The organism is Streptomyces sp. NPDC006368, from assembly GCF_040612535.1.
In the GTDB taxonomy this organism is placed as follows: domain Bacteria; phylum Actinomycetota; class Actinomycetes; order Streptomycetales; family Streptomycetaceae; genus Streptomyces.
In genome coordinates, this window is the sequence record NZ_JBEXQK010000003.1 from 135,661 (window position 1) to 160,934 (window position 25,274).

Annotated in this window: 22 protein-coding genes; 9 read left to right on the forward strand and 13 right to left on the reverse strand. The window is 72.1% G+C overall.

Features of this window, described 5'->3' with window-relative positions; all coding sequences use genetic code 11:
* Window positions 1-41: 41 nt before the first annotated feature.
* Window positions 42-779, forward strand: coding sequence for a chaplin family protein (locus tag ABZZ38_RS04135; RefSeq protein WP_356735510.1), 738 nt, complete (start codon window positions 42-44; stop codon window positions 777-779).
* A gap of 9 nt (window positions 780-788) precedes the next feature.
* On the opposite strand, the gene ABZZ38_RS04140 is transcribed toward ABZZ38_RS04135, so the two are convergent.
* Both ABZZ38_RS04140 and ABZZ38_RS04145 read right to left on the reverse strand, forming a co-directional pair.
* The gene (locus tag ABZZ38_RS04140) at window positions 789-1,451 is read right to left on the reverse strand and encodes a DUF2293 domain-containing protein (protein WP_356735512.1); all 663 of its coding nucleotides are present in this window, start codon (window positions 1,449-1,451) and stop codon (window positions 789-791) included.
* A gap of 1 nt (window position 1,452) precedes the next feature.
* Window positions 1,453-1,899 (reverse strand): hypothetical protein, encoded by a 447-nt coding sequence (locus ABZZ38_RS04145; RefSeq protein WP_356735514.1) that lies wholly within the window; start codon window positions 1,897-1,899, stop codon window positions 1,453-1,455.
* A 106-nt stretch (window positions 1,900-2,005) separates the two neighbouring features.
* Between ABZZ38_RS04145 and ABZZ38_RS04150 the strand changes: the two genes are divergently transcribed.
* Window positions 2,006-2,638, forward strand: a complete 633-nt coding sequence (locus ABZZ38_RS04150) for a uridine kinase (RefSeq protein WP_356735516.1) — start codon at window positions 2,006-2,008, stop codon at window positions 2,636-2,638.
* 61 nt (window positions 2,639-2,699) lie between these two features.
* Here ABZZ38_RS04150 and ABZZ38_RS04155 read toward each other — a convergent pair whose 3' ends face one another.
* From ABZZ38_RS04155 to ABZZ38_RS04175, 5 genes are all read right to left on the reverse strand, one after another.
* On the reverse strand, window positions 2,700-3,770 hold the full coding sequence (locus ABZZ38_RS04155) for an NlpC/P60 family protein (protein ID WP_356735518.1): 1,071 nt from the start codon (window positions 3,768-3,770) through the stop codon (window positions 2,700-2,702).
* Window positions 3,771-3,786: 16 nt separating this feature from the next.
* Window positions 3,787-4,269 (reverse strand): poly-gamma-glutamate biosynthesis protein PgsC/CapC, encoded by a 483-nt coding sequence (locus ABZZ38_RS04160; RefSeq protein WP_356735520.1) that lies wholly within the window; start codon window positions 4,267-4,269, stop codon window positions 3,787-3,789.
* Complete coding sequence (gene pgsB, locus ABZZ38_RS04165; protein ID WP_356735522.1) at window positions 4,266-6,188, reverse strand: poly-gamma-glutamate synthase PgsB; 1,923 nt, start codon at window positions 6,186-6,188, stop codon at window positions 4,266-4,268. Before pgsB ends, ABZZ38_RS04160 begins: the two co-directional genes overlap by 4 nt.
* Before the next feature lie 5 nt (window positions 6,189-6,193).
* Window positions 6,194-8,446: a HAMP domain-containing protein gene (locus ABZZ38_RS04170; RefSeq protein ID WP_356735524.1), complete on the reverse strand. Its 2,253-nt coding sequence runs from the start codon at window positions 8,444-8,446 to the stop codon at window positions 6,194-6,196.
* A 197-nt stretch (window positions 8,447-8,643) separates the two neighbouring features.
* A complete protein-coding gene (locus ABZZ38_RS04175; RefSeq protein WP_356735526.1) occupies window positions 8,644-9,846 on the reverse strand; it encodes a CapA family protein in 1,203 nt (400 codons plus the stop codon).
* Between the two features lie 23 nt (window positions 9,847-9,869).
* Between ABZZ38_RS04175 and ABZZ38_RS04180 the strand changes: the two genes are divergently transcribed.
* Window positions 9,870-10,856, forward strand: coding sequence for a hypothetical protein (locus ABZZ38_RS04180; RefSeq protein ID WP_356735528.1), 987 nt, complete (start codon window positions 9,870-9,872; stop codon window positions 10,854-10,856).
* Between the two features lie 125 nt (window positions 10,857-10,981).
* On the opposite strand, the gene ABZZ38_RS04185 is transcribed toward ABZZ38_RS04180, so the two are convergent.
* Both ABZZ38_RS04185 and ABZZ38_RS04190 read right to left on the reverse strand, forming a co-directional pair.
* The gene (locus ABZZ38_RS04185; protein ID WP_356735530.1) at window positions 10,982-11,872 is read right to left on the reverse strand and encodes a PfkB family carbohydrate kinase; all 891 of its coding nucleotides are present in this window, start codon (window positions 11,870-11,872) and stop codon (window positions 10,982-10,984) included.
* On the reverse strand, window positions 11,869-12,798 hold the full coding sequence (locus ABZZ38_RS04190; RefSeq protein ID WP_356735532.1) for a pseudouridine-5'-phosphate glycosidase: 930 nt from the start codon (window positions 12,796-12,798) through the stop codon (window positions 11,869-11,871). The genes ABZZ38_RS04185 and ABZZ38_RS04190 overlap by 4 nt, the downstream gene beginning before the upstream one ends.
* A 121-nt stretch (window positions 12,799-12,919) precedes the next feature.
* On the opposite strand from ABZZ38_RS04190, the gene ABZZ38_RS04195 reads away from it, so the two are divergent.
* Window positions 12,920-13,285, forward strand: coding sequence for a cupin domain-containing protein (locus tag ABZZ38_RS04195; protein WP_356735534.1), 366 nt, complete (start codon window positions 12,920-12,922; stop codon window positions 13,283-13,285).
* A 631-nt stretch (window positions 13,286-13,916) separates the two neighbouring features.
* Here the strand turns inward: ABZZ38_RS04195 and ABZZ38_RS04200 are convergent.
* On the reverse strand, window positions 13,917-14,459 hold the full coding sequence (locus ABZZ38_RS04200; RefSeq protein WP_356735536.1) for a methylated-DNA--[protein]-cysteine S-methyltransferase: 543 nt from the start codon (window positions 14,457-14,459) through the stop codon (window positions 13,917-13,919).
* 251 nt (window positions 14,460-14,710) lie between these two features.
* Here ABZZ38_RS04200 and ABZZ38_RS04205 point away from each other — a divergent pair, with 251 nt between their 5' ends.
* From ABZZ38_RS04205 to ABZZ38_RS04225, 5 genes are all read left to right on the forward strand, one after another.
* A complete protein-coding gene (locus ABZZ38_RS04205) occupies window positions 14,711-15,583 on the forward strand; it encodes an MHYT domain-containing protein (RefSeq protein WP_356735538.1) in 873 nt (290 codons plus the stop codon).
* 105 nt (window positions 15,584-15,688) lie between these two features.
* Complete coding sequence (gene uvrB / locus ABZZ38_RS04210; protein WP_356735540.1) at window positions 15,689-17,842, forward strand: excinuclease ABC subunit UvrB; 2,154 nt, start codon at window positions 15,689-15,691, stop codon at window positions 17,840-17,842.
* A gap of 180 nt (window positions 17,843-18,022) precedes the next feature.
* Window positions 18,023-18,601, forward strand: a complete 579-nt coding sequence (locus ABZZ38_RS04215; RefSeq protein WP_356735542.1) for a TerD family protein — start codon at window positions 18,023-18,025, stop codon at window positions 18,599-18,601.
* A gap of 164 nt (window positions 18,602-18,765) precedes the next feature.
* Window positions 18,766-20,745 (forward strand): TerD family protein, encoded by a 1,980-nt coding sequence (locus ABZZ38_RS04220; protein WP_356735544.1) that lies wholly within the window; start codon window positions 18,766-18,768, stop codon window positions 20,743-20,745.
* A gap of 243 nt (window positions 20,746-20,988) precedes the next feature.
* The gene (locus tag ABZZ38_RS04225; protein WP_356735546.1) at window positions 20,989-22,014 is read left to right on the forward strand and encodes a TerC family protein; all 1,026 of its coding nucleotides are present in this window, start codon (window positions 20,989-20,991) and stop codon (window positions 22,012-22,014) included.
* A 342-nt stretch (window positions 22,015-22,356) separates the two neighbouring features.
* Here ABZZ38_RS04225 and ABZZ38_RS04230 read toward each other — a convergent pair whose 3' ends face one another.
* The 3 genes from ABZZ38_RS04230 to ABZZ38_RS04240 form a co-directional block, all read right to left on the reverse strand.
* Complete coding sequence (locus ABZZ38_RS04230; protein ID WP_356735548.1) at window positions 22,357-23,652, reverse strand: MFS transporter; 1,296 nt, start codon at window positions 23,650-23,652, stop codon at window positions 22,357-22,359.
* A gap of 101 nt (window positions 23,653-23,753) precedes the next feature.
* Complete coding sequence (locus ABZZ38_RS04235; RefSeq protein WP_356735550.1) at window positions 23,754-24,410, reverse strand: MBL fold metallo-hydrolase; 657 nt, start codon at window positions 24,408-24,410, stop codon at window positions 23,754-23,756.
* Window positions 24,411-24,419: 9 nt separating this feature from the next.
* Entirely contained in the window at window positions 24,420-25,109 is a 690-nt protein-coding gene (locus tag ABZZ38_RS04240) for a maleylpyruvate isomerase family mycothiol-dependent enzyme (RefSeq protein ID WP_356735552.1), read from the reverse strand.
* Between the last annotated feature and the right edge of the window lie 165 nt (window positions 25,110-25,274).

Consider the following 25,274-nt stretch of genomic DNA (forward strand, 5'->3'; position numbering starts at 1 on the left):
GCGGGCGGGTGCCCGTGAAATTCTCCGGAAGGCAGGAAGCCATGAGGCACACTCGCCGAAGTGGTCTGGCCACACTGATGGTCACGGGTGGCGCGCTCGCTCTGGCGGCGGGTTATGCGCACGCCGACTCGGACGCGGCCGGCGTTGCGGCCGATTCGCCGGGGCTCGTCTCCGGCAATACCGTGCAGCTGCCGGTGGACGTCCCGGTCAACATCTGTGGGAACACGGTCAATGTGGTCGGGCTGCTCAACCCCGCGGCGGGCAACACGTGCGCGAACAAGGGCGGCGGTGGCGCCGCGCACAAGGACAAGCCGGGCACGCCGCACGCCGGCGGCGGCAGCGGCGGCGGTGCCACGGCGGAAGGCGTCGCGAAGGGTTCCCCCGGGGTGATCTCCGGCAATGGGATCCAGCTGCCCGTCGATCTGCCCGTCAACGTCAGCGGGAACTCGGTCAGCCTCGTCGGCATCCTCAACCCCGCCTTCGGCAACGCCTCCAGCAACACCTCCGGCAACGGGGGCAGCAAGACGCCGGTGACGCCGCAGAAGCCCCCGAAGGGCGACGAGCCGGCCACGCCGCCACTGACCGACGGTCCCGCCCCCACGGCGCCCCAGGGGCCGCAACCCGCTCCGGTGATCGAGACCGCCACCACGCCGCTGGCCGAGACCGGCGCCGCCGACGGCCTGCTCGGAATCGGTGTGCCGACCGCCCTGGGCATGATGCTGGGCGGCGCGGTCCTCTACCGCCGCTTCCGCCGCCCCGCGCGCGACGGCGTCGCCTGAGCCCCGGTTTCACCGCCGCCAGGACCCCAGCACCGCGTCGATGACCGGTGCCACACGGGTACGCGCCTGGCGGCGGGGGACGCCCCGCATCAGCAAGGCGTCGTACTCCGTGTCCAGGTGCCGCACCGACGCCCGGACGGCTGCCGTCACCGCGCCCTCGTCCAGTGCCCGCCCCGCCGCCGTCCGCCCCACCCGACCGCTTCCCCGCAGCCCCGCGTGGGCCGCGACGGAGGCGGCCCGGTCCGGCGGGCAGCCCGGGAAGAGACGCAGGATCTCGGCGGCCAGAGCGGTCGTGAACCGCACGTCCTCCGCGGCACGACGTTCCCCGTCCCTGACCCGGCGGCGCGCCCGCGCCTCGGCGTCCGCAAGGCAGGCCCTCTCGGCCCGCGCCAGGGCGGCCTCCTCGACGAGGATGCCCTGGCGCTCGTACCGCGTCCGGCGCCGGTTGTGGCGTACGACCACCGCCCACAGCCCGCTCGCCTCGCGGGCGCGGCGGGTGAGCGCCGCGTCGCCGCGCGGCAGGTGGACCAGGTGACCGAGGTCGGCGCAGTCCAGGCAGAGCGGGGCGTGGGACTCCAGGACCATCCGGGACAGCGGGCCGCCGAGGCACTCCGCGCACCGGAGGCGTCGCCTCAGCGGCTCGATCACCACGATCGGCGCCGACACGGACATGTCAGCGCACGCTGGGCGCCGCGGCCTCGATGAAGGCGGTGAGCGCCTCGACCGCCCGCTCCGAGCGCCGTTCGCGCTCCGCCTCGTCCCCGGCCTCGTGCATACAGTGCGTCAGCTCGAAGGTGTCCCGGGCCCGTTGGACGGTCTCCGGGTCGGCGCAGACCAACTGCACCCGGACCAGGGCCTGCCGGGCGGCGGCCCGCCGCTCGTAGGACTCCATGCGCGCCTCCTCCGCACGCGAGCCGTTCCTGCGGTACCAGCGCGCGTTCTGCGCCCGCCGGTACTCGACGACCGCACCGGCGAACGCGCTGTACGTGGCGATCCGTTCCTGACGCAACTGCTCGGCACGGGCGAGGGCGGCGGTGCGCTGCGCGGCCCGGCCCTGGAAGAAGTGCGTGACGACCGCGCCGAGCAGCGTGCCGATCACAGCAATCAGCGCGGTCTCCATCGCTGTGCGTGCTCCTCACCGGTACATGGTTCCCCTCTGGCAACCACCCGACTCCATCAGATCATCGTGGTGGAGACGGGCGTCAACCCTCGGGCAGCATGAAGCCGTGAGATTCGAACCGATCACCCGGGAACGCCTGGCCGACGCCCTCGCCGCGCACGTGGACGGGGAGCGTCCCGGCGACGGCGGGCCCTGGCTGAAAGTCGGCATCGACGGGCCGCCTGCCGCCCGCCCCGACGAGCCCGCCCGACTGCTGGCCGAGGCGTTGCGGCTGCGTGGACGGGCGGTGGCGGTCATCGGCACCGGGGGCTTCCTGCGGCCGGCGTCGCTCCGGTACGAGTACGGGAAGGAGGACCCCGACGCGTACTACAGCGGCTGGTTCGACACCGGAGCCCTCTGGCGCGAGGTGTTCGCCCCGCTGGAGCCCGGTGGCACCGGGCTGGTGCTGCCCGATCTGTGGGACCCGGTCACGGACCGAGCGACCCGCAGTCCCCGCACACGGCTCGCGCCGGGCGGGGTGCTGGTGCTGCACGGCCCGTTCCTGCTCGGGCACTGGTTCCCGTTCGACGTGACGGTGCACCTGAGGGTGTCGCCCGCCGCCCTCGCCCGCCGCACGGACCAGCCGTGGACGCTGCCCGCCTTCGAGCGGTACGAGAACGAGGTCACCCCCGCGGAGGCCGCCGACGTCGTCGTACGCGCCGACGACCCGCTCCACCCCGCCTGGACGGGCACGGGCTAGCGGCCCCGTGCCCGTTGCCCGTCGCGCGAGAGTGCCCCCGCGCCCGGCAAGAAACCTCCCGCTACAGGCGCTTGGCGCTGCGCAGCGTGCTCGCGTAGTAGCCGTTGCCGTCGAGCCGGGACGTACCGCCCTTGTCACCGATGGTCGGGCCGTTGACCTCTTCCCGGCTGGAGACGAAGATCCGGTGGCCGTCCGTGTCGACGCCGAGGTAGAAGCCGACGTGGTCGAGGCGCTGACCCGTGCGCTGGTCCAGCTTGAAGAAGACCAGGTCACCCGGTTGCAGCACGTCGATCGACCGGGGGCGGTCCTTCGGGCCGACGCCCTTGAGCGGGATGATCTCGGTGCCGATCCTGGCGCGGGCCATGCCGTTCGCCGTACGGGGCAGACCGTCGCCCTTCTGGTCGGAGGCCCGCAGCGGATAGCGGGCGCGGTAGCCCCACACCAGCCGCTGGAAGCCCGAGCAGTCCACGGACCGGGTGCGCTTCGCCTCCGGCTGGACCGAGGTGCCGTCGCGGAAGGTGTACGGGATGCCCAGGTAGTCGTAGAAGTCGGAGAGCTCCTCGCGCAGGTCGCCGCCCGCGCTGCCCTCCGGGTTGAGCGGCCCGAAGGAGGCGTCACCGGCGTAGGCGATGCCCTCGTCGTCCTTCTTGACCGGCGCGCCCTCCATGTACTGGAAGGCGAACGCGAAGATGTCGTCCTCCTCGCTGCCGTAGAACTCCTTGAACCAGTCCTTGAACCACTTCTCCTTCTCGGCGCCCTTGCGCCACGGCTCCGGCATCAGCCGCACCCAGTCGTCCGTCACCACCCGGGACTTGGTGTTCGCGGCCTCGGTGAAGGTGCGGCTCGGGCCACGGAGTGTGGCGGTGCGCGCGCCGTCGGTGAAGGTGGCGAGGACCTGCCCGTCCTCGCCGAGCAGCACCGAGCGCTCCGGGTTCTTCAGCCGCTCCCACTTCTGGGCGCCGCTCATCTGCCCGTTGCTGGACTCCAGCAGCGGACTGTCGGTCACGGCCTGCACGGCGGGGGCCTTCGCCTGCTCCTCCTTGCGGAGTTCGACGGTCAGGTACGCGCTGCCGGCGAGCAGGGCGAGGACGGTCGCGGCGTGCAGGACGGGGCGTTTCTTCTTCGGGGGCATCGCGGAACTCCGTTGGTCAGGCGGACGGCATGACGCCGAGGAGGATCCCGGCGGTGAGGACGACATAGGCCATGAGCGTCACCGAGCCGGTGGCGAGCATCGTGGGGCCCTTGGGCTGGCGTACCAGCTGGTAGGCGATCAGGCCGGGGACGATGAAACCGAGCGTCTGGTTGCTGTACATCAGCGGGAACTCCAGCGACAGCACGATCATCACCGTGGCCTGGAAGATCACGCCGGTGAGCACGACGGCGGCGAACAGGCGCTTGCCGTAGAGGATCACGAAGCGCTGCATCAGGAGCGTGCCGACGTACGTGAGGACGGTGACGCCGACGACCATGGCGGCGCGCTGGAGGTCCTCGACGAGGGTCAGCGCCAGCCAGCCCGGGGTGATCATGCCGCCGGGGGACAGGTTGGTCGTGAGGTAGCAGACCAGGGAGAAGAGCAGGCCCAGAGCGATGCCGACCGCGGCGATCTCGGGTGTGAGGACGGAGGGGATCAACGGTGCTGCTCTCCTGAGTTCTGCCACTGCTGGGGGTCGTCGGCGGGGGGCGTGGGGGGAACGCGCGGCTCGAACAGGCCGCGCTGCGCGGCGGGTTCACCGTGCGGCGCGGCGTCCCTGCGCCGCTCACCAGGGGCGTCCCGCTCGGCCTGGGCCGACCGGTCCCCCGGGTGGTGCTGCTGGTGGTGGCCGGCGCGGGTGGGCTGGACCTGGTGGGCCGGCCGGTCGTCCGGGTGGCGCCGCTCGGCCTCGTACCGCTGGTCCGTCCGGGCCGGGAGCTCGCTTCGGGTCGGCAGGTCGCCCGGGAACCGCTCGTCGGCGTGGGGCGGCGCGTCACCCCCGTACCGCTGCTCGCCCGCGTACCGCTGTTCGCCCGCGTACCGCCGGTCGGTGTGGGCCGGCCGGTCGTCCGGGTGGCGATGCTCCGGCTGTGTCACGGACGGCCAGGGCTCCGTGCCCGGCTCCGGCGGGGTCTCCCGGCCGGTGTCCGGGCCCGTGCCCCGACCGGCGTCCCGGCCGGTGTCGTAGCCCGTCGGGTCGTAGCCCGTCTCCGTCCCGGGCGCCGGGGGCAGTACGGCCTGCGGCGCGTAACGCGCCTCGTACGCCTCCGGGTACTGCTGGTACGGGTCGATCCGCGGCACGTACAGCTGCATCGTCTCGCTCGGCGCGGCCGGTCGGGACGCCGGGGCGTCGCCGCCCGGCGCACTCCCCGGCGCGTCGCCCGGCTCTTCGGCGGAGTCGTCGGCCGGAAGCTCCGCGAGGTGCTCCAGCAGGACTTCGCCCTGGCCGTGGATGTTGCCGATGGCGACCAGCGAGGAGTCCGGGCCGAGCCGGCCCAGCAGCTGCGCCATGAACTCCTCGGGGTCGCGGCGGTCGCCGCCGAGGTCGACCGCGCGCGACCGCCACTCGGCGGGGATCGCGTCGATGGCGCTCTTCGCCGGGTGGCCGATCACGAAGACCTGCTCCGGGTCGAGCTCGGGGATGATCTCGCCCATCTGGCCGTTGCGCTCGACGCGGTCGGGACGGCAGTTGATGACCACGTTCAGCGGGCGGTGGATGGCGCCGAGGTCGAGGAGCTGATTGATGTTCATCAGCGTCGACTCGGGGTCGTTGGCCGCGAAGACGTTGGCGAAGCGGAGCTTCTTGCCGTCCTCGGTGACGTACCGCTCGACGGAGAGGACACCCGGGTCCGGCGGGGCGTCGTACATGCCCTGCAGGGCCGTCTCGCGGTCCACGCCGAGGAGGTCGGCGACGCACAGCGCGATGGCCACGTTCTCCTTGAAGGTGAACCAGCTGAAGCCGCGCAGCTCCTCGTCGCTGACGGTCTCGGGGTCGGCGTAGACCAGCTTGCAGTCCCGCGCGTCCGCCTCCTCCTGGAGGATGTGGAAGCGGTCCTTCTCGGCGGTGACGCAGATGCCACCCTCCGGCATGGACCGGCTCAGCGAGCGCGCCACGTCGTCCAGCGTGGGGCCCATCTCGGCGAGGTGGTCCTCGCGGACGTTGCAGAGGACGCCGATGGTGGAGCGGATCAGCTTGGACTGGTTGATCTCCTGGAGCGCGGGCATGACGGCCATGCACTCGATGACGAGCGCGTCCGGGTTGTACGCGGCCGCGCGGCGCACGATGCCGATCTGTTCGACGACGTTGGCGATGCCGAACTTGCGGTAGACCGGCTCCTCGGTCGCGTCGGGGTGGATGAACCGGGCGGCCGTACCCGTGGTCTTGGCGACCGTGGTCAGTCCGCCGCCCCGCAGCGCGCCGGCGCACAGCCGGGTGATGGAGGACTTGCCCCGGATGCCGTTGACCAGCACGCGGGTCGGGATGTGCTCGAGGTTGGTGAAGTGCCGCCGCTGCTCGACTATTCCGGCGATGAGCAGGATGGCGGCGCACACCACCAGCACGGTGTAGAGGAAGAGCACGCTGGTCAGTTCCTTCCGGCGAGGGTCTTCGGCCCGCCGTCGCGCTTGCGCAGGTCCAGGAGTTGCTGGCGAACCAGCTCCAGGGAGCGGGCGACGGCGCCGACCTCGTCGTGGTGGCGCGGGTAGAGAACGGTGCGGCGGTCCCCGTCCGCGAGCGCCTCGGCCTGGTCCGCCAGGGCACGCAGGGGGCGTACGACGACGATGTGCAGCCAGCCGAGGCAGGCCGCGGCGGCGGTGGCGCCGAGGAGCCCCGCGAGGACCGTGCGGTTCTGCAGGCTGTACTCGGGGATGGCCAGCCCGGAGGCGGGCTGCCAGCTCACCACGGTCCAGCTGAGATCCTTGGCCGCGCCGCCACCGGCGAAGGGTGCGGCGGCGGCGATCTGGATGTCGTTCCCGTCGCGGTAGAGGACGCCGCTCGGGCGCGGGCTCATGCCGACCTTCTGGTTGGTGCCCTTGACGAGGGCGCCGAGCCGGTCGTTCGGCAGGTCCTGGAAGGCGCGGTAGCCGTTGTTGCCGCCGATCACGCGGCGGTCCTGGTCCACCACGCGGACCGTGCCGAGCCCGGGGCGCTTGAGCAGCGAGTTGAGGAAGTCGATGCGGAACTCACCGACCACGGCGGTTCCGGCACGACCGGGAACCTCCGCGGTACCGATGATCACCGGCTTCCTGCCGTCGCCGTCCAGCACCCGGAGCGGCGTGGTGGAGGGCCCCTTGCCCGCGGGGCTGTGCGCGTCCTCACCCGCGTGGGCGACGATCCTGCCGTCGGAGTCGAGGACGTACAGCGACGCGTACCGCGCGTGCTCGGCCATGGTGCGCTCGAGTACGAGGGTCATCTGGTCGGGGGCGGTGCGGTCACCGAGGAGGGAGGCGACCGACGCCAGGTCGGCGTGGCCCTCGTTGAGTGCGCGACGCACCCGGTCGGACAGGGTGTCGGTGCGCTCGCGCTGGTCGTTGACCATCTGCTGCGGTACGACGACCGCGTCGCCGGCCCGGTTGAGCAGCAGGAGCAGCGGCGCGCACCAGACGAGCAGCAGCACACCGCAGACGGCGAGCAGGGCGCGGGCGCCGATCCGGCGGCGGCGGGACCCAACCGGTGCTCCGGTCGCGGCGTCGCCGGGGCCACCCGCGTCGGTGCCGACGAGCTGGCGGCGCAGCCGTTCCAGGGCGATGCCGATCCGTGCCGTCTCGCCGTACTTGGGCACGGTCACGGGGCGTGTCAGATCGCCGCGGGTGATGCGGCGGCTCTCCAGGAACAGCCGGAGCAGCGGGCGCTGCACGGTGCCGATGAGTACGGCGATGGCGAGCCCGCCGATGAGGAGGAGGGCGCCCGCGGCGATCAGGCCGAAGAGGGGGCTGGAGGCGACGCCCGGGGGCTCGGCGACCTTGACCATCGCGACGACGGTGAGGCCCAGGCCGGTGGCGACGGTCGACTCGCCGGCCTCGGGGGCGGCGAGCGTCGCGTATCCGGCGATGGAGCGGTCGCCGAGGTAGCGGTCGCCGAAGAGGCTGCCGCTGACGCCGGTGAAGCCGCCGGAGCCGGGTTCCTTGCTCCTGAGCGGGTTCTGCCGGGACTTCTCGGCCGCCGCCGTGGCGAAGGCCTTCATCTGCTTGTTGGACTCGGCGACCTCGGCGCGCTGCAGGTCCGTGAGCACTTGCTCGGGCTCCGGGATGCCGTCCTGGCTGAGGACGTGGCCCTCCTGGTCGATCACGGCGATCGCCCGGAAGCCGCCGAGGCTGATGCCGGGGAATTTCAGGGCGCTGGAGGCGACCAGGAGTTTCTGCGGCTCGCCTTGCCAGGTGAGCAGGGCGAGGGAGAGCAGCCGCGTCTCACCGTTCTTCAGCCGCACCATGCGCGGGGCGAGGCCGCCCTCCTGGGCGAGCTTGGTGCGGTCGATGGCGGTGAGGGGCATGTGCTCGCCCCGGGCGGCGAGCAGCCGGCCCGACTTGATCTCGATGACGGCGGTGCCCAGCCACTTCTGGTACACGTTGCCGACCTTGTCGAGCACGGCGTCGGCGGGCATCGGGGCGGAGGCGCTGAAGAGCGCGGCGGACCTGTTCAGGTCCGTGACGCTCTCGTCCACCGCGGCGCGCAGCGCGATGGCCCCGTCCTCGGCGAAGTGCTGCTGGGAGGTCAGCACCGCCTTGGGGACGCGGTCATGGCCGACGCGGCCGAGCGTGAGGGCGGTGATGCCCGCGAGGGCGAGGAGCAGAGCTGACAGAACGGCAATGGGCGGACGTATGCCACCCAAGAGGGACATGTCGGCTCTCCGGCGGACCTTGTGCCGCCGCTTCGTACGCGAAGCGGCCAAGGGGCTAGCTCCTCTCTGGGGGCCCGGGCGGGACGAACGCCGCTCGGGCGCGTGGACACACGGAGGTGCACAGGAGTGCGACTCCGGAATGCCCAGACTGATGTACGGGGGGTTTGGTTGTACGCGGAAGGGGAAAGTGTGACGCGCTACTCAGGGAGCCCCTGCAGCGGCCTCAGCCCGTCCTTCGCCGCGCCGCGGTTGAGCATCGTGCCCTGGGTCCGCTCGAAGGCCAGGCGGTAGCGCGAGCGCTGCTGGTCGCTCAGGTCCTTGCCGTCGCGGAGGGCGGCGGCCACGTCGATCAGGCGGTGGTCCTCCACGGCCCCTTCGGGTAGTTTGCCGGACTCGTCCGGGTCCGGCGGAATGTCCACGAAGGTGGGGACGTACTTGGCCTTGACGTCCCACGTGCCGCCGCGCTGGGTGAACTCGAACCAGCCGATGACCCCCTCCTCGGTCAGCCCGGTGGGCACGTCGTGGCGGGCGACCTGGTTCCCCAGGCCGTACGCGATCCAGGTGCCGTCGACCTTCTCCATCGGCTGCACGACATGGGCGTGATGGCCGATGATCAGGTCGATGCCGGTTTCCTTGGCGATCCTGCGGCCGAGCTGGAGCTGGGAACGGCTCGGGTTCGGCCAGTTCTCACGCCCCCAGTGGATGCTGAGGATCACCACGTCGGCCCCGGCCTTCCGGGCGGCCCGCTCGGCGGCGGCGATGGCCTTGAAGTCGGTCCGGTTGACCAGCCAGGGCTTGTTCTTCGGGATCTCGAAGCCGTTGAAACCGAAGGCGAAGGAGATCTGGGCGACCTTGACGCCCTTCACGTCCATGATCAGCGGCTTCGCGGCCTCCGCGGCGCTGCGGGCCGAGCCGGTGTGCTTCAGGCCCGCCTTGTCGAGGGTGTTCAGCGTGCGGGTGACACCGGCGACGCCGTGGTCGAGGGTGTGGTTCGAGGCGGAGGAGCAGGTGTCGTACCCGATCTCCTTGATCGTCGTGGCGATCTGCGGCGGGACGAGGAAGGCCGGGTAGCTCTGGAAGGGGCCCTCCGGCTTGCCCACGACCGGCTCGAAGTGGCAGATGGCCAGGTCCGCCTTGCTGATGACCGGCTTGATCCCCGCGAACATGGGGTCGAAGTCGATCCCCTTCTCGCCGTTGCCCGTGGCCTTGGCGTCCTTGCGGGCCTGCTCGGTGAGCTGCGGGTGGATGAGGATGTCCCCCGCGGCGGCGACGGTGAACGACGGCCCGCCCGCCTCCGGCTTCTCGTCCGTGCCGAGCATTCCGCATCCGGCGGTCGCCAGAAGGAGGACGAGTGCGGTGATACCGGTCGAAAGTGACCGGGGAGGGAGGGAGCGTGTCATCACCCAGATATCTTCGTACAACTATGAAGGCGAACCGGACGAAGTTGGTAACAATTGCAGCAACGATCGTGCTGGTCAGCGCTTTCGTGGTGCTTGTGCTGAACGTCACTCAGCAGGACGGCCCCACCGCGCGCCCGGAATCCCCGACCGGCGAGGAGACCCCCGGGGGCGACGGAGCCGTCGATCTGCGGCGCCATGTCGCCGACTTCACCGCGCACCTCGATGAGGACGGCGGCTACCGTCCGCCCACCCGCACCGAGCGGCGCGCGGTCGCCGAAAGCGTCGGGCTGCTCCTCGACGGCCGACGCGCCGAGGCCACCGAGCGGCTCTCCACGGTCGACTTCGACCTGCGTACCGTCACCGACAGCGCCACCGGGCGACGGTACGCGGAGATCGCCGACCGCGCGGAGGACAGCGCAGCGCCGCGCGGCTGGGGCCGGGTCTACGTCGACCTGGGCGCCCGCGCCGGCTGGTCGGTGCAAGTGCCGCACCCCGTGGCGGACGAGGCGACCGAACAACTCGGCGTCAGGGTCCTGCGCGGAACGCCGGGCGGCGTACTCGTGCTCGCGGGCGCACACCGCGACGCCGGCAAGGGCAACTCGGCGGACGCGGCGCACCGTCGCGACACCGTCTTCCACGCCGTGTGCGACGAACTCACCCGGCGCGGACTGCCCGGCCTCCAACTGCACGGCTTCGCACGCTCGACCGCCCCGGACTTCGACGTCATCGCGTCCACGGGCAAGGGCGACGACGCGCGCGGGGAGGGCAGGAAGCTGGCGAACGCCCTGCGGGACCGCGGCTTCGAGGTCTGCCGCGCGTGGGCGCGGGACTGCCCGCTGGAGGGCCGGACCAATATGCAGGGCCGCAGCGCAGCCGAGGCGAGCGTGCCGTTCCTGCACATCGAGTTCAGCCGCGACATCCGTACGACACCCACCCGGGCCGCCGCAGTCACCGAGGCCCTCGCCACGGTCACCTCGGCCTGGGCCAAGGAACCCGCGAGCGGCGACTGACGGGCGCCACGGACCGGCGGCGGCCCCGGGCAGGGCACGGTATCTGCCGGGCCCGCGCCGGTCGTTGGGGGCGGTCGTTCGGGGCGGTCGTTGGGGGCGGCGTCACCCCGAACGACCGTGCCTCCTCACGGTTCGGGGGGCCTGCCGCCCAGTACCGTCACCGCTCGCGCGCCCGCCCGGCAGCCCGCCGCCGCGGCTTCGCAGGGGGGTGCGCCGGACAGGCGGGCCGCCAGGAAGGCACCCGTGAAGGCGTCACCGGCGCCCGTCGAGTCGACCGCTCGTACCCGTGGTGCCGGGACCCGCGCGACGACCCGTCCGCACCGAGCCACGAGCGCACCGGCCGCGCCCAGCGTCACCACGACCAGCGGGAAGCCGTGGCTCAGCTTGGCCGCCGCGTCCGAAGGATCGGGCAGGCCCGTCAGAAGCGCGGCCTCGTCGGCGTTCGGCAACAGCACGTCCACGCCTTCCACCGCATCCAGGAAGGAGCGCACCCCGAGCCCCGCGATGAACCCCGCCGACGCCGGGTCCACACTCACCGGGACGCCCCGCTCCCGCGCCGCCGCCAGAGCGAGCGACGCGACCTCCCGACTGGGAGCGGCGAAGAACAGGTATCCGGACAGGTGTAGATGGGACACCTCGTCCAGCAGGGTTGGCGACCAGTCACCACGTGCCAGCCGCAGTGCCGCGCCGCTGTCCGTGAGGAACGTCCGCTCCGTGGCCGCGTCGACCAGTGCCACGACCGTCGCGGTCGGAGCCTCCTCGTCCCGCACCAGCAGCGGCCGCACCCCGGCGGCCCGCAGCCGCTCCTCGTGCCAGGACGCCCGGTCCGTCCCGACCCGCGCCAGGATCCGCACGTCCGAGCAGCCCGAACGCGCCGCCCAGCACGCCGCGTTCGCCCCCGCGCCTCCCGGCAGCGTACGGATCTCCGCCGCCGTGTCGGTCGCCGGGACGAGCGGCGTGCGGTGCCGGGCCACCACGTCGGTGACCACGTCACCGACGATCAGAAGGGCCGTCACCGCACAGCCGCTGCCGCCGCCGCGATCCGCGCCGCCAGCCGCACGTTGCCGCGGACCGCCGCCAGGTTGGCCTCCAGGGACGCCCCCTCCGTGTGCCGCATCAGATACTCCAGCAGGAACGGCGTCACCGCCTGCCCCACGATCCCCCGCTCCCGGCACTCGTCCAGCGCCTCCGCCAGCACCCGGTCGTGCAGCTCCGGGTCCAACTGCTCGTCCTGGGGGACCGGATGGGCCACGATCAGCGCCGCCCCGGGCGTCCCCGGCACCGCGAGGGTCTCCTGGGCGCGCATCACCGCCGCCACTTCCTCCGGGGACCGCACCGTCCAGTCGACGGGCTCGCCGGAGGACGTCAGATAGAAGCCGGGAAAGTGTTCCGTTCCGTATCCGAGCACCGTCACACCGAGGGTCTCCAGTCGCTGCAACGTCGCCGGTACGTCCAGGATGGACTTGACGCCCGCGCACACGACCGTGATCCGCGTCCGCGCGAGCAGCCGCAGATCCGCCGACTCGTCCTGGCTCTGCGCCCATTCGCGGTGTACGCCGCCGAGCCCGCCGGTCGCGAAGACCCGGATACCGGACCGCGCGGCCAGGAACGCCGTCGCGGACACCGTCGTCGCCCCGCTCGCCCGTGCCGCCAACGCGGGCGCCAGATCCCGGTGCCCCAGCTTCCGTACGCCCGGATCGCCCGCCACCTGTTCCAACTGCCGCCTGTCCAGGCCCACGTGGGCGACGCCGTCCAGTACGGCGATCGTGGCCGGGACGGCGCCCTCCTTCCTTACCAGCGCCTCCAGCTCCTCCGCGACGGCCAGATTGCGGGGGCGGGGCAGGCCGTGGGCGATGATCGTGGATTCGAGGGCGACGACGGGGCGGTGCGCCGCCATCGCCTCCCGTACCTCTTCGGACAACGTCACTGTGGTCTCAGGCATGCCCCATCCCTGGCGCGGTGGCGACCGCCGCAAACCTCGGTGCCGTCCCGCCACGGGCGCGCACCGCGCAGTGGCCACCGGACCGTGCGTGGCCAGAGGGAGGTGCGTACAGTCACCGCCCATGACGAACGCGACAACCCACGACCGACCGTCCTTCGCGGTGCACCTACCGGACGCCGAGCTGGAGCCCGAGCCGCTGGACCCGGAGCAGATCGTCTCCGGCGAACCGGTGGTGACCGGCAAGGTGCTGTGGGAATCCGCCGACGGCACGCAGGTGCGCGGCATCTGGCAGATCACGCCCGGAGTCGTGACGGACACCGAGGCGAACGAGCTCTTCGTGGTCGTCGGCGGCCGGGCCACCGTGGCGGTGGAGGGCGGCGACACCCTGGAGATCGGGCCGGGCGACGCCTGTGTCCTGCGCGAGGGCGACCGTACGACGTGGACGGTGCACGAGACGCTCCGCAAGGCGTACCACATCTGTCTCTGAGCGGCGCGGCCGAACCTGAGCCCGACGGCGAGCCGGCCCCCACGCCCACCCGCCGTGGACGGCGCGGTCCACACCCCGGACCCGCGCGGCTTGTGCCCTCCGGGCCGACGCCGGGCGCCGCCCCGGGCCGGCGGTCGGCGTCCTCGGAGTGTGCGGCCCCGTTCCCGGGCCTGCGGCTCCTACCCGGGCCTGCGGGCTCCGTACCCTCCGGCTCGCGGCGTCCTCGGAGTGTGCGGCCCCGTTCCCGGGCCTGTGACCCCGTATCCGGGCCTGCGGCTCCGTCCCGGGCCTGTGACCGGCGCCCTCAGGGCCGGCGGCCTCCGACCGGCCCGTGGTCCCGTACCTCGGCTCGTTCCGGCGTCCTCGGGGCCTGCGGGCCCGTACCCAGGCCGACGGCCCCGTACCCCGGCTGGTTGCCGACGCCCCGCGGCCCCGCATCCGGCCCCGCACCCGGCCCGGCCCCGCACCCGGTCCGGCCCCGTACCCGGCCCGGCCCCGCACCCGGCCTGGCCCCGCACCCCGGTCCGACCCCGCACCCGGCCCGGCCCCGCACCCGGGCCGGCCCCGCACCCGGGTCGGGCCCGTACCCGGCCGGCAGGCGGTGCCCTCCGGGTCCGCGGCGGCGCCGCTGTCAGAACAGCGGCTGCGGCAGCACACCCTCCAGCGCCAGCAGGCGGCGCTTCGTCTCCAGCCCGCCCCCGAACCCGCCGATCCCCCCGTCCCGCTCCACCACCCGGTGGCACGGCACGACCACCGGCAGCGGGTTGGAGCCCATGGCCGCGCCCACCGCCTGCGCCGCCCCCGGCTGTCCCACTCGCTCGGCCAGCTCCCCGTACCCCACGACCGTGCCGTACGGCACCCCCGACGCCAGCTCCCGCAGCACCTGGCGGTTGAACCCGCTGGTCAGCGACCAGTCCAGAGGAAGCCCGAAGTCCGTCAGGGCTCCCGCGAAGTACCCGTCCAGCCTTCGTATGGGCTCGGCGAGCCGGCCCGACGCGTCCTCGACGAGCTCCGCGCCCAGCTGCCCCGTCAGCCGCCTCAGGGCCCGCTCCCGCACCGCGTCGTCCGCGTGGAACACCACGCTCACGAGCCCCTCGCCGGTCGCGGCGAGCATCAGGGGGCCGATGTCGCTGCCGACGACGGCCCACTCCACCCATCGCACATCGCTGTCCATGCCGACACCGTACGACCCACCACCGACAACCGGCCGACTCGGAGTCCGAAAACGCATGGAACTCCCGCAAACCGCATCAGGGCGGCGGGCGCAGCCGGCGCATCGGTGCCCGCATGTTTGTTCAGCCGGCCACCCGCCGTAGCCTCGCCCCCCTACCAGCCGGTACACATGGCACCACCAGCACAACGGCACGGCACCGGGTACGACGGCTTGGCGGACGGCGGGGCACACAGGGCGAAGGGCTTACGGGTATGCAGGGGACAGTCGACGGATTCAGCTACGGGCTGGTCACACCGGTGGCCGCCTACCTGATGGCCTGCCTGGGCGGCGCGCTCGGCCTCCGCTGCACCACCAGGTCGCTGAGTGGCGGAGGACGCGTCCGCGTCGGCTGGCTGGCCCTCGGCGCGACCTCCATCGGCTCCGGCATCTGGACCATGCACTTCATCGCCATGATGGGCTTCAGGGTCCAGGAGTCGCCCATCGGCTACGACCGGCCCACGACCTTCGCCAGCCTCGTCGTCGCGATCGTCATGGTGGGCATCGGCATCTTCATCGTCGGCTACCGCGGCGCGACCGTGATGGCACTGATCACCGGCGGCACCCTCACCGGGCTCGGCATCGCCACCATGCACTACCTCGGCATGGCCGGGATGCGCCTGCGCGGCGGCATCGAGTACGACACCCCCACCGTCGCCCTGTCCGTCGTGATCGCGGTCGTCGCGGCGACGTCGGCCCTCTGGGCAGCCGTCTCGGTGCACGGCTTCCTGCCCAGTCTGGGCGCCAGCCTCGTCATGGGCATCGCGGTCACCGGCATGCACTACACGGGCATGGCCGCCGTCCGCGTCCACCTGCACGGCGAGGGCCGGGTGCCGGGTACCGAAGACGCCGCGTCGTTCCTGATCCCCATGCTGATCGGCCCGATGGTGTTCCTGCTGCTCGCCGGCGTCGTGGTGCTGTTCGACCCGCGACTCGTGACGGGGGAGCCGGGCCGGCGCGGCGCGCTCCGCGGCGCCCAGCCCTCCCCGGTGCCGTCCGGGCGCCCGGGCGACTACGCCTGGGCGGACCCCGCCGCCTGGTCGGGGTCCCGCCCGCAGCGCGGCCGACGGCGCTCCCGGGGCCGCTGAGGGTCCGCGCCTCCGGCCGTTCTCCGGGCCGTACGGAGGCCGGCGCAGGGCCGTGCGCCGGCCGATCCGACCCCGACTGTCAGTGGGGGGTCGTACGGTGGTTGCATGCGGCCCGTTTCCAAGATCGAACGTTCGGTGGCGCCCTTCGAGGTCGTCAGCCCCTACACGCCCAGCGGCGATCAGCCCGCGGCCATCGCCGACCTCGAGCGGCGCATCCGCGCGGGCGAGAAGGACGTCGTGCTGCTCGGCGCGACCGGCACCGGCAAGTCGGCGACCACCGCCTGGATGATCGAGAAGCTCCAGCGGCCCACCCTCGTGATGGCGCCGAACAAGACGCTGGCCGCGCAGCTGGCCAACGAATTCCGTGAGCTGCTGCCGAACAACGCCGTCGAGTACTTCGTCTCGTACTACGACTACTACCAGCCCGAGGCGTACGTCCCGCAGTCGGACACCTACATCGAGAAGGACTCCTCGATCAACGAGGAGGTGGAGCGGCTGCGCCACTCCGCCACCAACTCGCTGCTGACCCGGCGCGACGTCATCGTGGTCGCCTCCGTCTCCTGCATCTACGGTCTGGGCACGCCCCAGGAGTACGTGGACCGGATGGTGCCGCTCAAGGTCGGCGAGGAGATGGACCGCGACCAGCTGCTGCGCCGCTTCGTCGACATCCAGTACACCCGTAACGACCTCGCCTTCACCCGCGGCACCTTCCGGGTGCGCGGCGACACCATCGAGATCTTCCCGGTGTACGAGGAGCTCGCCGTCCGCATCGAGATGTTCGGTGACGAGATCGAGGCGCTGTCCACCCTCCATCCGCTCACCGGCGAGGTCATCACCGACGACCGGGAGCTGTACGTGTTCCCGGCCAGCCACTACGTGGCGGGGCCGGAGCGCATGGAGAAGGCGATCAACGGCATCGAGCGCGAGCTGGAGCTGCGCCTGGCCGAGCTGGAGAAGCAGGGCAAGCTGCTGGAGGCCCAGCGGCTGCGCATGCGCACCACCTACGACATCGAGATGATGCGCCAGATCGGCTCCTGCTCCGGCATCGAGAACTACTCGATGCACTTCGACGACCGCGCGCCCGGCTCCGCGCCCAACACCCTCCTCGACTACTTCCCCGAGGACTTCCTCCTCGTCATCGACGAGTCCCACGTCACGGTCCCGCAGATCGGCGCCATGTACGAGGGCGACGCGTCCCGCAAGCGCACCCTCGTCGACCACGGCTTCCGCCTGCCGTCCGCGCTCGACAACCGGCCGCTGAAATGGGAGGAGTTCCAGAAGCGGATCGGACAGACCGTCTATCTGTCGGCGACGCCCGGACAGTACGAACTGTCCCGGTCCGACGGCTTCGTCGAGCAGATCATCCGCCCCACCGGTCTCGTCGACCCGGAGGTCGTGGTCAAGCCCACCGAGGGTCAGATCGACGACCTGGTGCACGAGATCCGGCTGCGCACCGAGCGGGACGAGCGGGTCCTGGTCACGACGCTCACCAAGAAAATGGCCGAGGACCTCACCGACTACTTCCTGGAGCTGGGCATTCAGGTCCGCTATCTGCACAGCGACGTCGACACCCTGCGCCGCGTGGAGCTGCTGCGCGAGCTGCGCGCCGGTGACTACGACGTCCTGGTCGGCATCAACCTGCTCCGCGAGGGACTCGACCTGCCCGAGGTCTCCCTGGTGGCCATCCTGGACGCCGACAAGCAGGGATTCCTGCGCTCCGGCACCTCCCTCATCCAGACCATCGGCCGCGCCGCGCGCAACGTCTCCGGCCAGGTCCACATGTACGCGGACACCATCACCCCGGCCATGGCGCAGGCCATCGACGAGACCAACCGCCGCCGCGAGAAGCAGGTCGCGTACAACACGGAGCACGGCATCGATCCGCAGCCACTCCGCAAGAAGATCAACGACATCGTCGCCACCATCGCGCGCGAGGAGGTCGACACCGAGCAACTGCTCGGCACCGGCTACCGCCAGTCCAAGGACGGCAAGGGCGCCAAGACACCCGTGCCCTCCCTCGGCGCCCACACGCCCAAGGGCGGGGCCAAGGTGGGCAAGGGCGGCAGGACGGCCGCCCGCAAGGGCGAGCTGGTCAGCGACCGCCCGGCGGCCGAACTGGCGGGCATCATCGAGGAGATGACCGAGCGCATGCGGGCCGCCGCGGCGCAGCTGCAGTTCGAGGTGGCGGCACGCCTGCGTGACGAGGTCAGCGAGCTGAAGAGGGAGCTGCGGCAGATGAAGGAGGCCGGCATCGCCTGACGCCGCCGACCGGGCCGCCCCACCTCGTGCGGTGCGACACCTCGCGCGGTGCCAGACCTGGTGTGTTGCAACACCGACACAAAAGCGGGACGGGCCTGCTGCCGCCTCCGCACCCCTGCGTAGGGTGCTGGGCAACCGCACTCAGACGTCGCGGGGGAACGCAACGAGAGGGGACAGCGCGTGACGGTCAACATGACCAAGGGTCAGGCCATCAACCTGCAGAAGAGCGACGGGGGGACCCTGACCGCCGTGCGGATGGGGCTGGGCTGGCAGGCGGCTCCGCGCCGTGGCCTGTTCGGTTCGCGTACCCGGGAGATCGACCTGGACGCGTCGGCGGTGCTCTTCGCCGACAAGCAGCCGGTGGACGTCGTGTTCTTCCGCCACCTGGTCAGCGATGACGGTTCGGTGCGCCACACCGGCGACAACCTGGTGGGCGGCGCCGGTCAGGGGGGCGACGACGAGGCGATCCTCGTCGACCTCCAGCGCGTCCCCGTCCACATCGACCAGATCGTCTTCACGGTCAACTCCTTCACCGGCCAGACGTTCCAGGAAGTGCAGAACGCCTTCTGCCGCATCGTCGACGAGACGAACGGCCAGGAGCTCGCCCGCTACACCCTGGACGGCGGCGGCCAGTACACCGCGCAGATCATGGCGAAGGTGCACCGGGCCGGTTCCGGATGGCAGATGACGGCCCTGGGCAACCCGGCCAACGGACGTACGTTCCAGGACCTGATGCCGGCGATGCTGCCGCACCTGTAGCCACACCGGTACGGCGCGGGTCGACCGCACCCCGTGGGCAGCGCCCCGGGGGCGGCCCACCGCGTCCATAACCGCAGCTCCCGGATCCCTCTGGCGCCGGGAGCTGCCGCAGCGTCGAGCCACAGCAGCGTCGAGCTGTCGTGGCAGCGAGGGGGAACAGGCGAATGACGGCCGCGTTGGTACGGGGGCAGAACCACCCCCTGCCCCACACCCGACTCGAGATCCGGGTCTCCGCCGGCGTGCCGGTCATGGCGGGTGCCACGCTCGGCGACGAGGACGGCCGGGTCCGCGGTGCCGAGTGGGTCGCCCATCCCGGCTCGCCCGCGCTCCCCGGTCTGGAGGTCTCCCGGCAGGTCGCCGCCGACCACCGGCTCGCCGTCGACCTCGACGCCCTCCCGGCCGGCGTACACCGGCTGACCGTGCTCCTCGCCCTGCCCGTCGGCGCCGGGGGCCCCGACCGCTTCGGCGCCGTCGCCGCGCCCTTCGTCTCGGTCACCGGCCTCGACGGCACCGGGATCGCCGGGTACACCGTCACCGGCCTCTCCACCGAGTCCGCCGTGGTCGCGCTGGAGCTCTACCGGCGCCACGAAGCCTGGAAGGTCCGCGCCGTCGGCCAGGGGTACGCGGCAGGCCTCGCCGCGATGCTCGCCGACCAGGGCCTCGACCCGGCCGCCGACCTCGCGCACGCCATCCAGGAAGCCGTCGCGAGCGGCCTGAACCGCGCGGTGGCCGCGCCCCCTCCCCGTACCGCCGAAGGCGACCGGGTCCGCCACGGCGCCCCACCGGCCGCTCCGGGACCGGCCGCCGGCCCGGCCGCCACGGCCGGCACCCAAGGCGGTCCCGCTCCGCTCGGCCGACAGGCGCCACCCCCGGCCGCACCCCGGCCCTCCGGGCCCCCGCCCTCCGGACCCCCGCTCCCGGGCGGACCCATCGACTACACGCACCCGCGCCGCGTCGCCGCGCCACCGGCGGCGTCCCTCTCACCGACGCGGCCCGCACCGACGCAGCCCGCACCGCCGGTCGCGGGCGACGCGTCCGGCTGGACCATGGAGGAACGCCTGTACAACCAGGTCTGGGGCATGTTCGAGGACCTGGCCCGCACCACCGCGGCGTACCGCAGCGCCGTCGATTTCGCCGAGTCCCGCATGGAGCAGGAGCTCGACCGCGTCCTGTCCGACCCGCGCAGCCGTATCGGCGCCGGCGGCGACGCGGCCCGCGCGGCGGCCCGTGCCAAGCGCGACGAACTGACCGACCGGGCCCGCGAGGCACTCGACCGCGACCTGGCGCAGCTCACCGCCGAGGCGGAGGTCGTCGAACCTGCGCTGCCGGCCGCGTTCGCCGGCTGGGACAACCCCGTGTGGCACGCCTACCGGGTGCCGACCGAGGCCCCGATGGCCATGCGCCTCGGCGACCTGCACCTCCCCGAGAGCCCCGACCTGCGCATCCCCATGCTGATGCGGCTACCGCTGGAGCGCGGCCTGTGGGTGGACAGCGGTCGATCCGGGTCCGAGGCCGCCGCCGACATGGACGAGGCGGGGCTGCGGCGCCTTGCCATGGACACGGCCGTGTCGCTCGCGGCCCGGCTCGTCGCGGTCCACCCGGCCGGTGACTACACCGTCCATGTCATCGACCCGGCGGGTTCGGCCGCCGGATCCCTGGCCCCGCTGGTCGAGTCGGGCGTCCTGGCCGAGCGTCCGGCGGCCGGCGCCGGGGGAGTGGCCTCCGTCCTGGACCGGCTCACGCAGCGGGTGGACCTGGTGCAGATGGCGGTCCGCGGCGGAGCGGCCGACTCCCTCCCGCCCGACCTGGACACCTCCGAGCAGCTGCTGATCGTCCACGACTTCCCGCACGGCTTCGACGACCGGGCCGTCACCCGGCTGCGGTACCTCGCCGATGAGGGCCCGGCCGTGGGCGTGCATCTGCTGATGGTCGCGGACCGCGAGGACTGCCGTGCGTACGGGCCGGTGCTCGACCCGCTGTGGCGGTCGCTGCTGCGCGTCACGCCCGTCCCCGACGACCACCTCGCCGACCCGTGGGTCGGCCACGCGTGGACGTACGAGCCGTCGCGTGTGCCGGAGGGCAGTGGGGTCCTGCGTGGCGTGCTGTCCCGGGTCGCCGCAGCGCGCCCGCACCGACGGCTCTGACCTGCGCACTTGGGTCTCTCTTTACTTTCCCCTTTACCTTCCTTTGGTGTTTGCGGTACTGTTCTTTACGCGGAGGGGAGTACTCCCACGCGGCGTGCCCGTCAATACGGACGGTCGGACAGAGACCATGTCCCGGGGCGCCGGCCCGTGGTGACCCCGGTGACACACATCGGGCCGCCCCGGGTGGAAGAGACCTCCGGCAGCGACGACGCTGATCGATAGCCGTACGAAGCCGGAGGCGCAGTGGACGTTTCTTGGACCCTGTGGGCGCTGACCATCCTTGGTCTGTCCGCCCTGATCGCGGTCGACTTCTTCATCGGGCGCAAGCCCCATGACGTGTCGATCAAGGAGGCGGGAACCTGGACGGTCGTCTGGATCGTTCTCGCCGTACTGTTCGGCCTGGGCCTGCTGGTGGCCGGCGAGAGCCAGGCGTCCGGCGAGTTCTTCGCCGGTTTCATCACCGAGAAGTCGCTCAGCGTCGACAACCTCTTCGTCTTCGTGCTGATCATGGCGAAGTTCTCGGTGCCCTCCCACCTCCAGCAGCGGGTGCTGCTCATCGGTGTGCTGATCGCCCTTGTCCTGCGCGCGATATTCATCGCCGCCGGTGCCGCGATCATCGCCAGCTTCTCGTGGGTCTTCTACATCTTCGGCGCGTTCCTGATCTACACCGCCTGGAAGCTCATCCAGGAGGCGCGCGCCGACGAGCCGGAAGAGGAGTTCGAGGAGAACCGCCTCCTCAAGTCCATCGAGAACCGCTTCGGCGTCGCCGACCGCTACCACGGCACCAAGCTGTTCATCCGCCACAACGGCAAGCGGGTGCTGACCCCGCTGATGGTCGTCATGCTCGCCATCGGCTCCACGGACGTGCTGTTCGCCCTGGACTCCATCCCCGCGATCTTCGGGCTGACCCAGGACCCGTACATCGTGTTCACGGCCAACGCGTTCGCGCTGATGGGTCTGCGGCAGCTGTACTTCCTCATCGGCGGCCTGCTGAAGAAGCTGGTGCACCTCAGCTACGGCCTGTCGGTCATCCTCGGCTTCATCGGGGTGAAGCTGGTGCTGCACGCGCTGCACGAGTCCGGGGTGCATGTCCCGGAGATCTCCATCCCCTTCTCGCTGGCGGTCATCTGCGGCGTGCTGATCATCACCACGATCACCAGCCTGATCGCCTCCAAGAAGCAGTCCGAGCGCGAAGCGGCAGCCGGGGCCGACGCCTCCGACGCGTCGGACTCCTCCGGGGACACGCGCAAGGACAGCATCGAGGCCTGACGCACCGGGGGCGCCGGCCACAGTGCCCGCGCCCCCGCCGGCTCTGCACACCGGCCGGTGCGGCCCGCAATGCGGACCGCACCGGCCGGTGTTCGCATCGGCTTCGAGACCGAGCGCATCGAACGAACCGCTATCTCGCCGTCGCCGTCGCCGTCGCCGTCGTCGACTTCGAGTCCCACGAGAGCGCCATGCGCAACAACGACGACCCGGACACAGCCAGGCTCGCCGAGAAACCGGCCGCCCCGTGCACGCGTCCGCCCGTCTCCACCAGCTGCGATCTCCTCAGCAAGAAGGATCTGCGCTGACCCGACCTGACCTGACCTGACCTGACCCCACCCACCCTCATACCGCCGCTGACTCCGCCGCCGATTCGTTGACCGGGTCCGCCGCCGGTCCGGGCAGGGTCTCCGGAAGCAGGGCGAAGCAGGCGAGGCTCACCAGCGCGATACCGCTCAGATACGCCGCCACACCCCACGGCGCGCCCGGACCACCCGCCATGGTCGTCGCCACGATCGGCGTGAGCGCCCCGCCCAGCACCCCCGCGAGGTTGTAACCGACGGCCGCACCGGTGCACCGTACCCGCGGCTCGTACAACTCCGGCAGATACGCCGCGACCACCGCGAACATCGTGATGAACGACAGCAGCGCGCCCGTGAAGCCCACGAACATCAGCAGCGGTTGCGCCGTGTGGAGCAACGCCACCATCGGGAACATCCACAGCGCGCACCCCGCGCAGCCGGCCAGGCACAACGGCCGCCGCCCGTAGCGGTCACCCAGCATCGCGGCGAACGGCGTTGCCACGCCCTTGACGGCCACCGCCGCCATGACGCACACCAGCATGACCGTACGGCTTACGCCGAGCCGCTCGGTGCCGTACGCCAGGGCCCATGTGGAGACCGCGTAGAAGACCGCGTACCCGACCGCGAGCGCCCCCGCCGTCAGCAGCACCAGCCGCCAGTGTTCCCTGGCCACCTCCTTGAGCGGGGCGCCGGCCCGCGTCCCGGTCTCGGCCAGTTTCCGGAACTGCGGTGTCTCGGCCAGGGACGTGCGCAGCAGCAGCCCACCGGCCGCCAGCAGCCCCGCCGCCCAGAACGGCACCCGCCATCCCCACTCCCGGAACTGCGCGTCGCTCAGCCCGGCCGACAGGGCCAGCATCACGCCGTTCGCCAGCAGGAACCCGACCGACGGGCCGATCTGCGGAAAGCTCGCCCACAGTCCGCGCCGCCGCTCCGGCGCGTGCTCGGCCGTCAGCAGCACCGCCCCGCCCCACTCCCCGCCGAGGCCGAGCCCCTGGAGGAACCGCAGCACCAGCAGCAGTACGGGAGCGGCGATGCCGAGCGTGGCGTACGACGGGACGCACCCCACCGCGACCGTGGCGCAGCCGGTCAGCGCCAGCGAGGCGAACATCACCGGCCGCCGCCCGTACCGGTCACCGATGTGCCCGAAGAGGATGGAACCGAGCGGACGTGAGAGGAAACCGATCGCGAAGGTGCCGAAAGCCGCCAGTGTCCCGGCGGCCGGCGAGAAGGTCGGGAAGAACAGCGGCCCCAGAACGAGCGCGGCGGCGGTCCCGTAGACGAAGAAGTCGTAGAACTCGACGGCCGTTCCGGCGAGCGAGGCCGCGGCGAGCCGTCCCATGGACGGCGGGTTCGGATGATGACTCTGGCGCATGTCGCGCCAACTGCCCGAGGACAGCCCCGGTTACGGGAGCGCGGGGAAGCAGGAGGCGCGCGGGACGGTCACCAGCCGCGTTCGTGCCACTCCGGCAGATGCGGCCTCTCGTCGCCCAGCGTGGTGTCCTTGCCGTGGCCGGGGTAGATCCAGGTCTCGTCCGGCAGGGCGTCGAAGAGCTTCGCCTCGACGTCCGCGATCAGGCTGGCGAAGGCGTCGGCGTCCTTCCGCGTGTTGCCGACGCCGCCGGGGAAGAGGCAGTCGCCGGTGAAGACGTGCGGGTGGCCGTGCGGGTCGTCGTAGATCAGCACGATCGATCCGGGGGTGTGTCCCACCATGTGGCGGGCGGTGAGCTCCACGCGGCCCACGCGGAGCGTGTCCCCGTCCTCGACCGGTACGTCCGTGGGGACCTCGATGCCCTCGGCGTCGTACCGCCCGGCGTACGTACGCGCGCCGGTGGCCGCCACCACCTCGGGCAGGGCCTGCCAGTGGTCGGGGTGGCGGTGGGTGGTGACGACGGACGCGATGCCGTCGTCACCGATCAGCCGGAGCAGCGTGCGCGGCTCGTTCGCCGCGTCGATCAGCATCTGCTCGCCGGTGGCCCGGCAGCGCAGCAGATAGGCGTTGTTGTCCATCGGGCCGACGGCGACCTTGGAGATCATCAGGTCCGTCAGCTCGTGCACGTCGGCGGGCCCGCCGACCCTGACCGCTCCGCTGTACGTCATGGACCCAGGCTATAGCGGCGGCAGCGCCGGGAGGGTGCCGTTGAGGATCTTCAGGCCGCCACCGTCGCGGCGGCCGGCGAGCCAGCCGAGCACATCCGCCGCGGAGCCCCTGACCGTGACCGTGTCGCCGCCCGCACCGCCGCCCGTGCTCCACGTGCGCCCGCCGTCGACGGACAGCTCGGTCGGGGGGACGTCCTTGTGGCCGGAGAACCGCTCGGCCAGGAAGTCGATCTCTCGCTCCACGAAGTCCCCGGGAAGGTCCTCCAGCTCGTAGCCGATGCCGAGGTCGACGTGGTGCAGCTCGACCTCCACGAGACGGCGGAAGGGGATCCGGGCGGCCTGGTCCGTCACACCGTTGCGCAGCTCGACCGTGCGGTTCCAGTCGGCGGGGGCCTCGCTCGCCGCCCTGAAGCGGGCGGCGCTCTCGCGTACGTCGTCGAGCTGGGCGGCCAGGGGGCGCGGCGCGTCCCGCTCGATGTCGGCCTCGCGCGCCTCGCCGCTGACGTACATGGGACGGCCCTGGAGGACGTTCACCAGGGCGTCTGCGTTCCGGGCGAGGTGGGCGAGGACGTGGCCACGGCTCCAGCCGGGAAGTCGTGACGGCTCGGCCACCGCGGCGTCGTCGAGCGTGCCGGCCGCGGCGAGCAGCCGGTCGGTCGCCTCACGTACGGAGGTCAGGTCATGCACATGGTCGATCATGCCGCCGACCCTAGCGCCGCCACACGATCGGGTGAAGGTGGCTCAGCGCGTCCGTAAATCGAATGCACGTGCTATACGCTCGGTGGAGGCATCCTGGAAGTCAGGAACTCATTCATTTGGCGGCCCCCCGTAAGCTGGAACAGTCTGGGACGGGGGCTGTGCCCC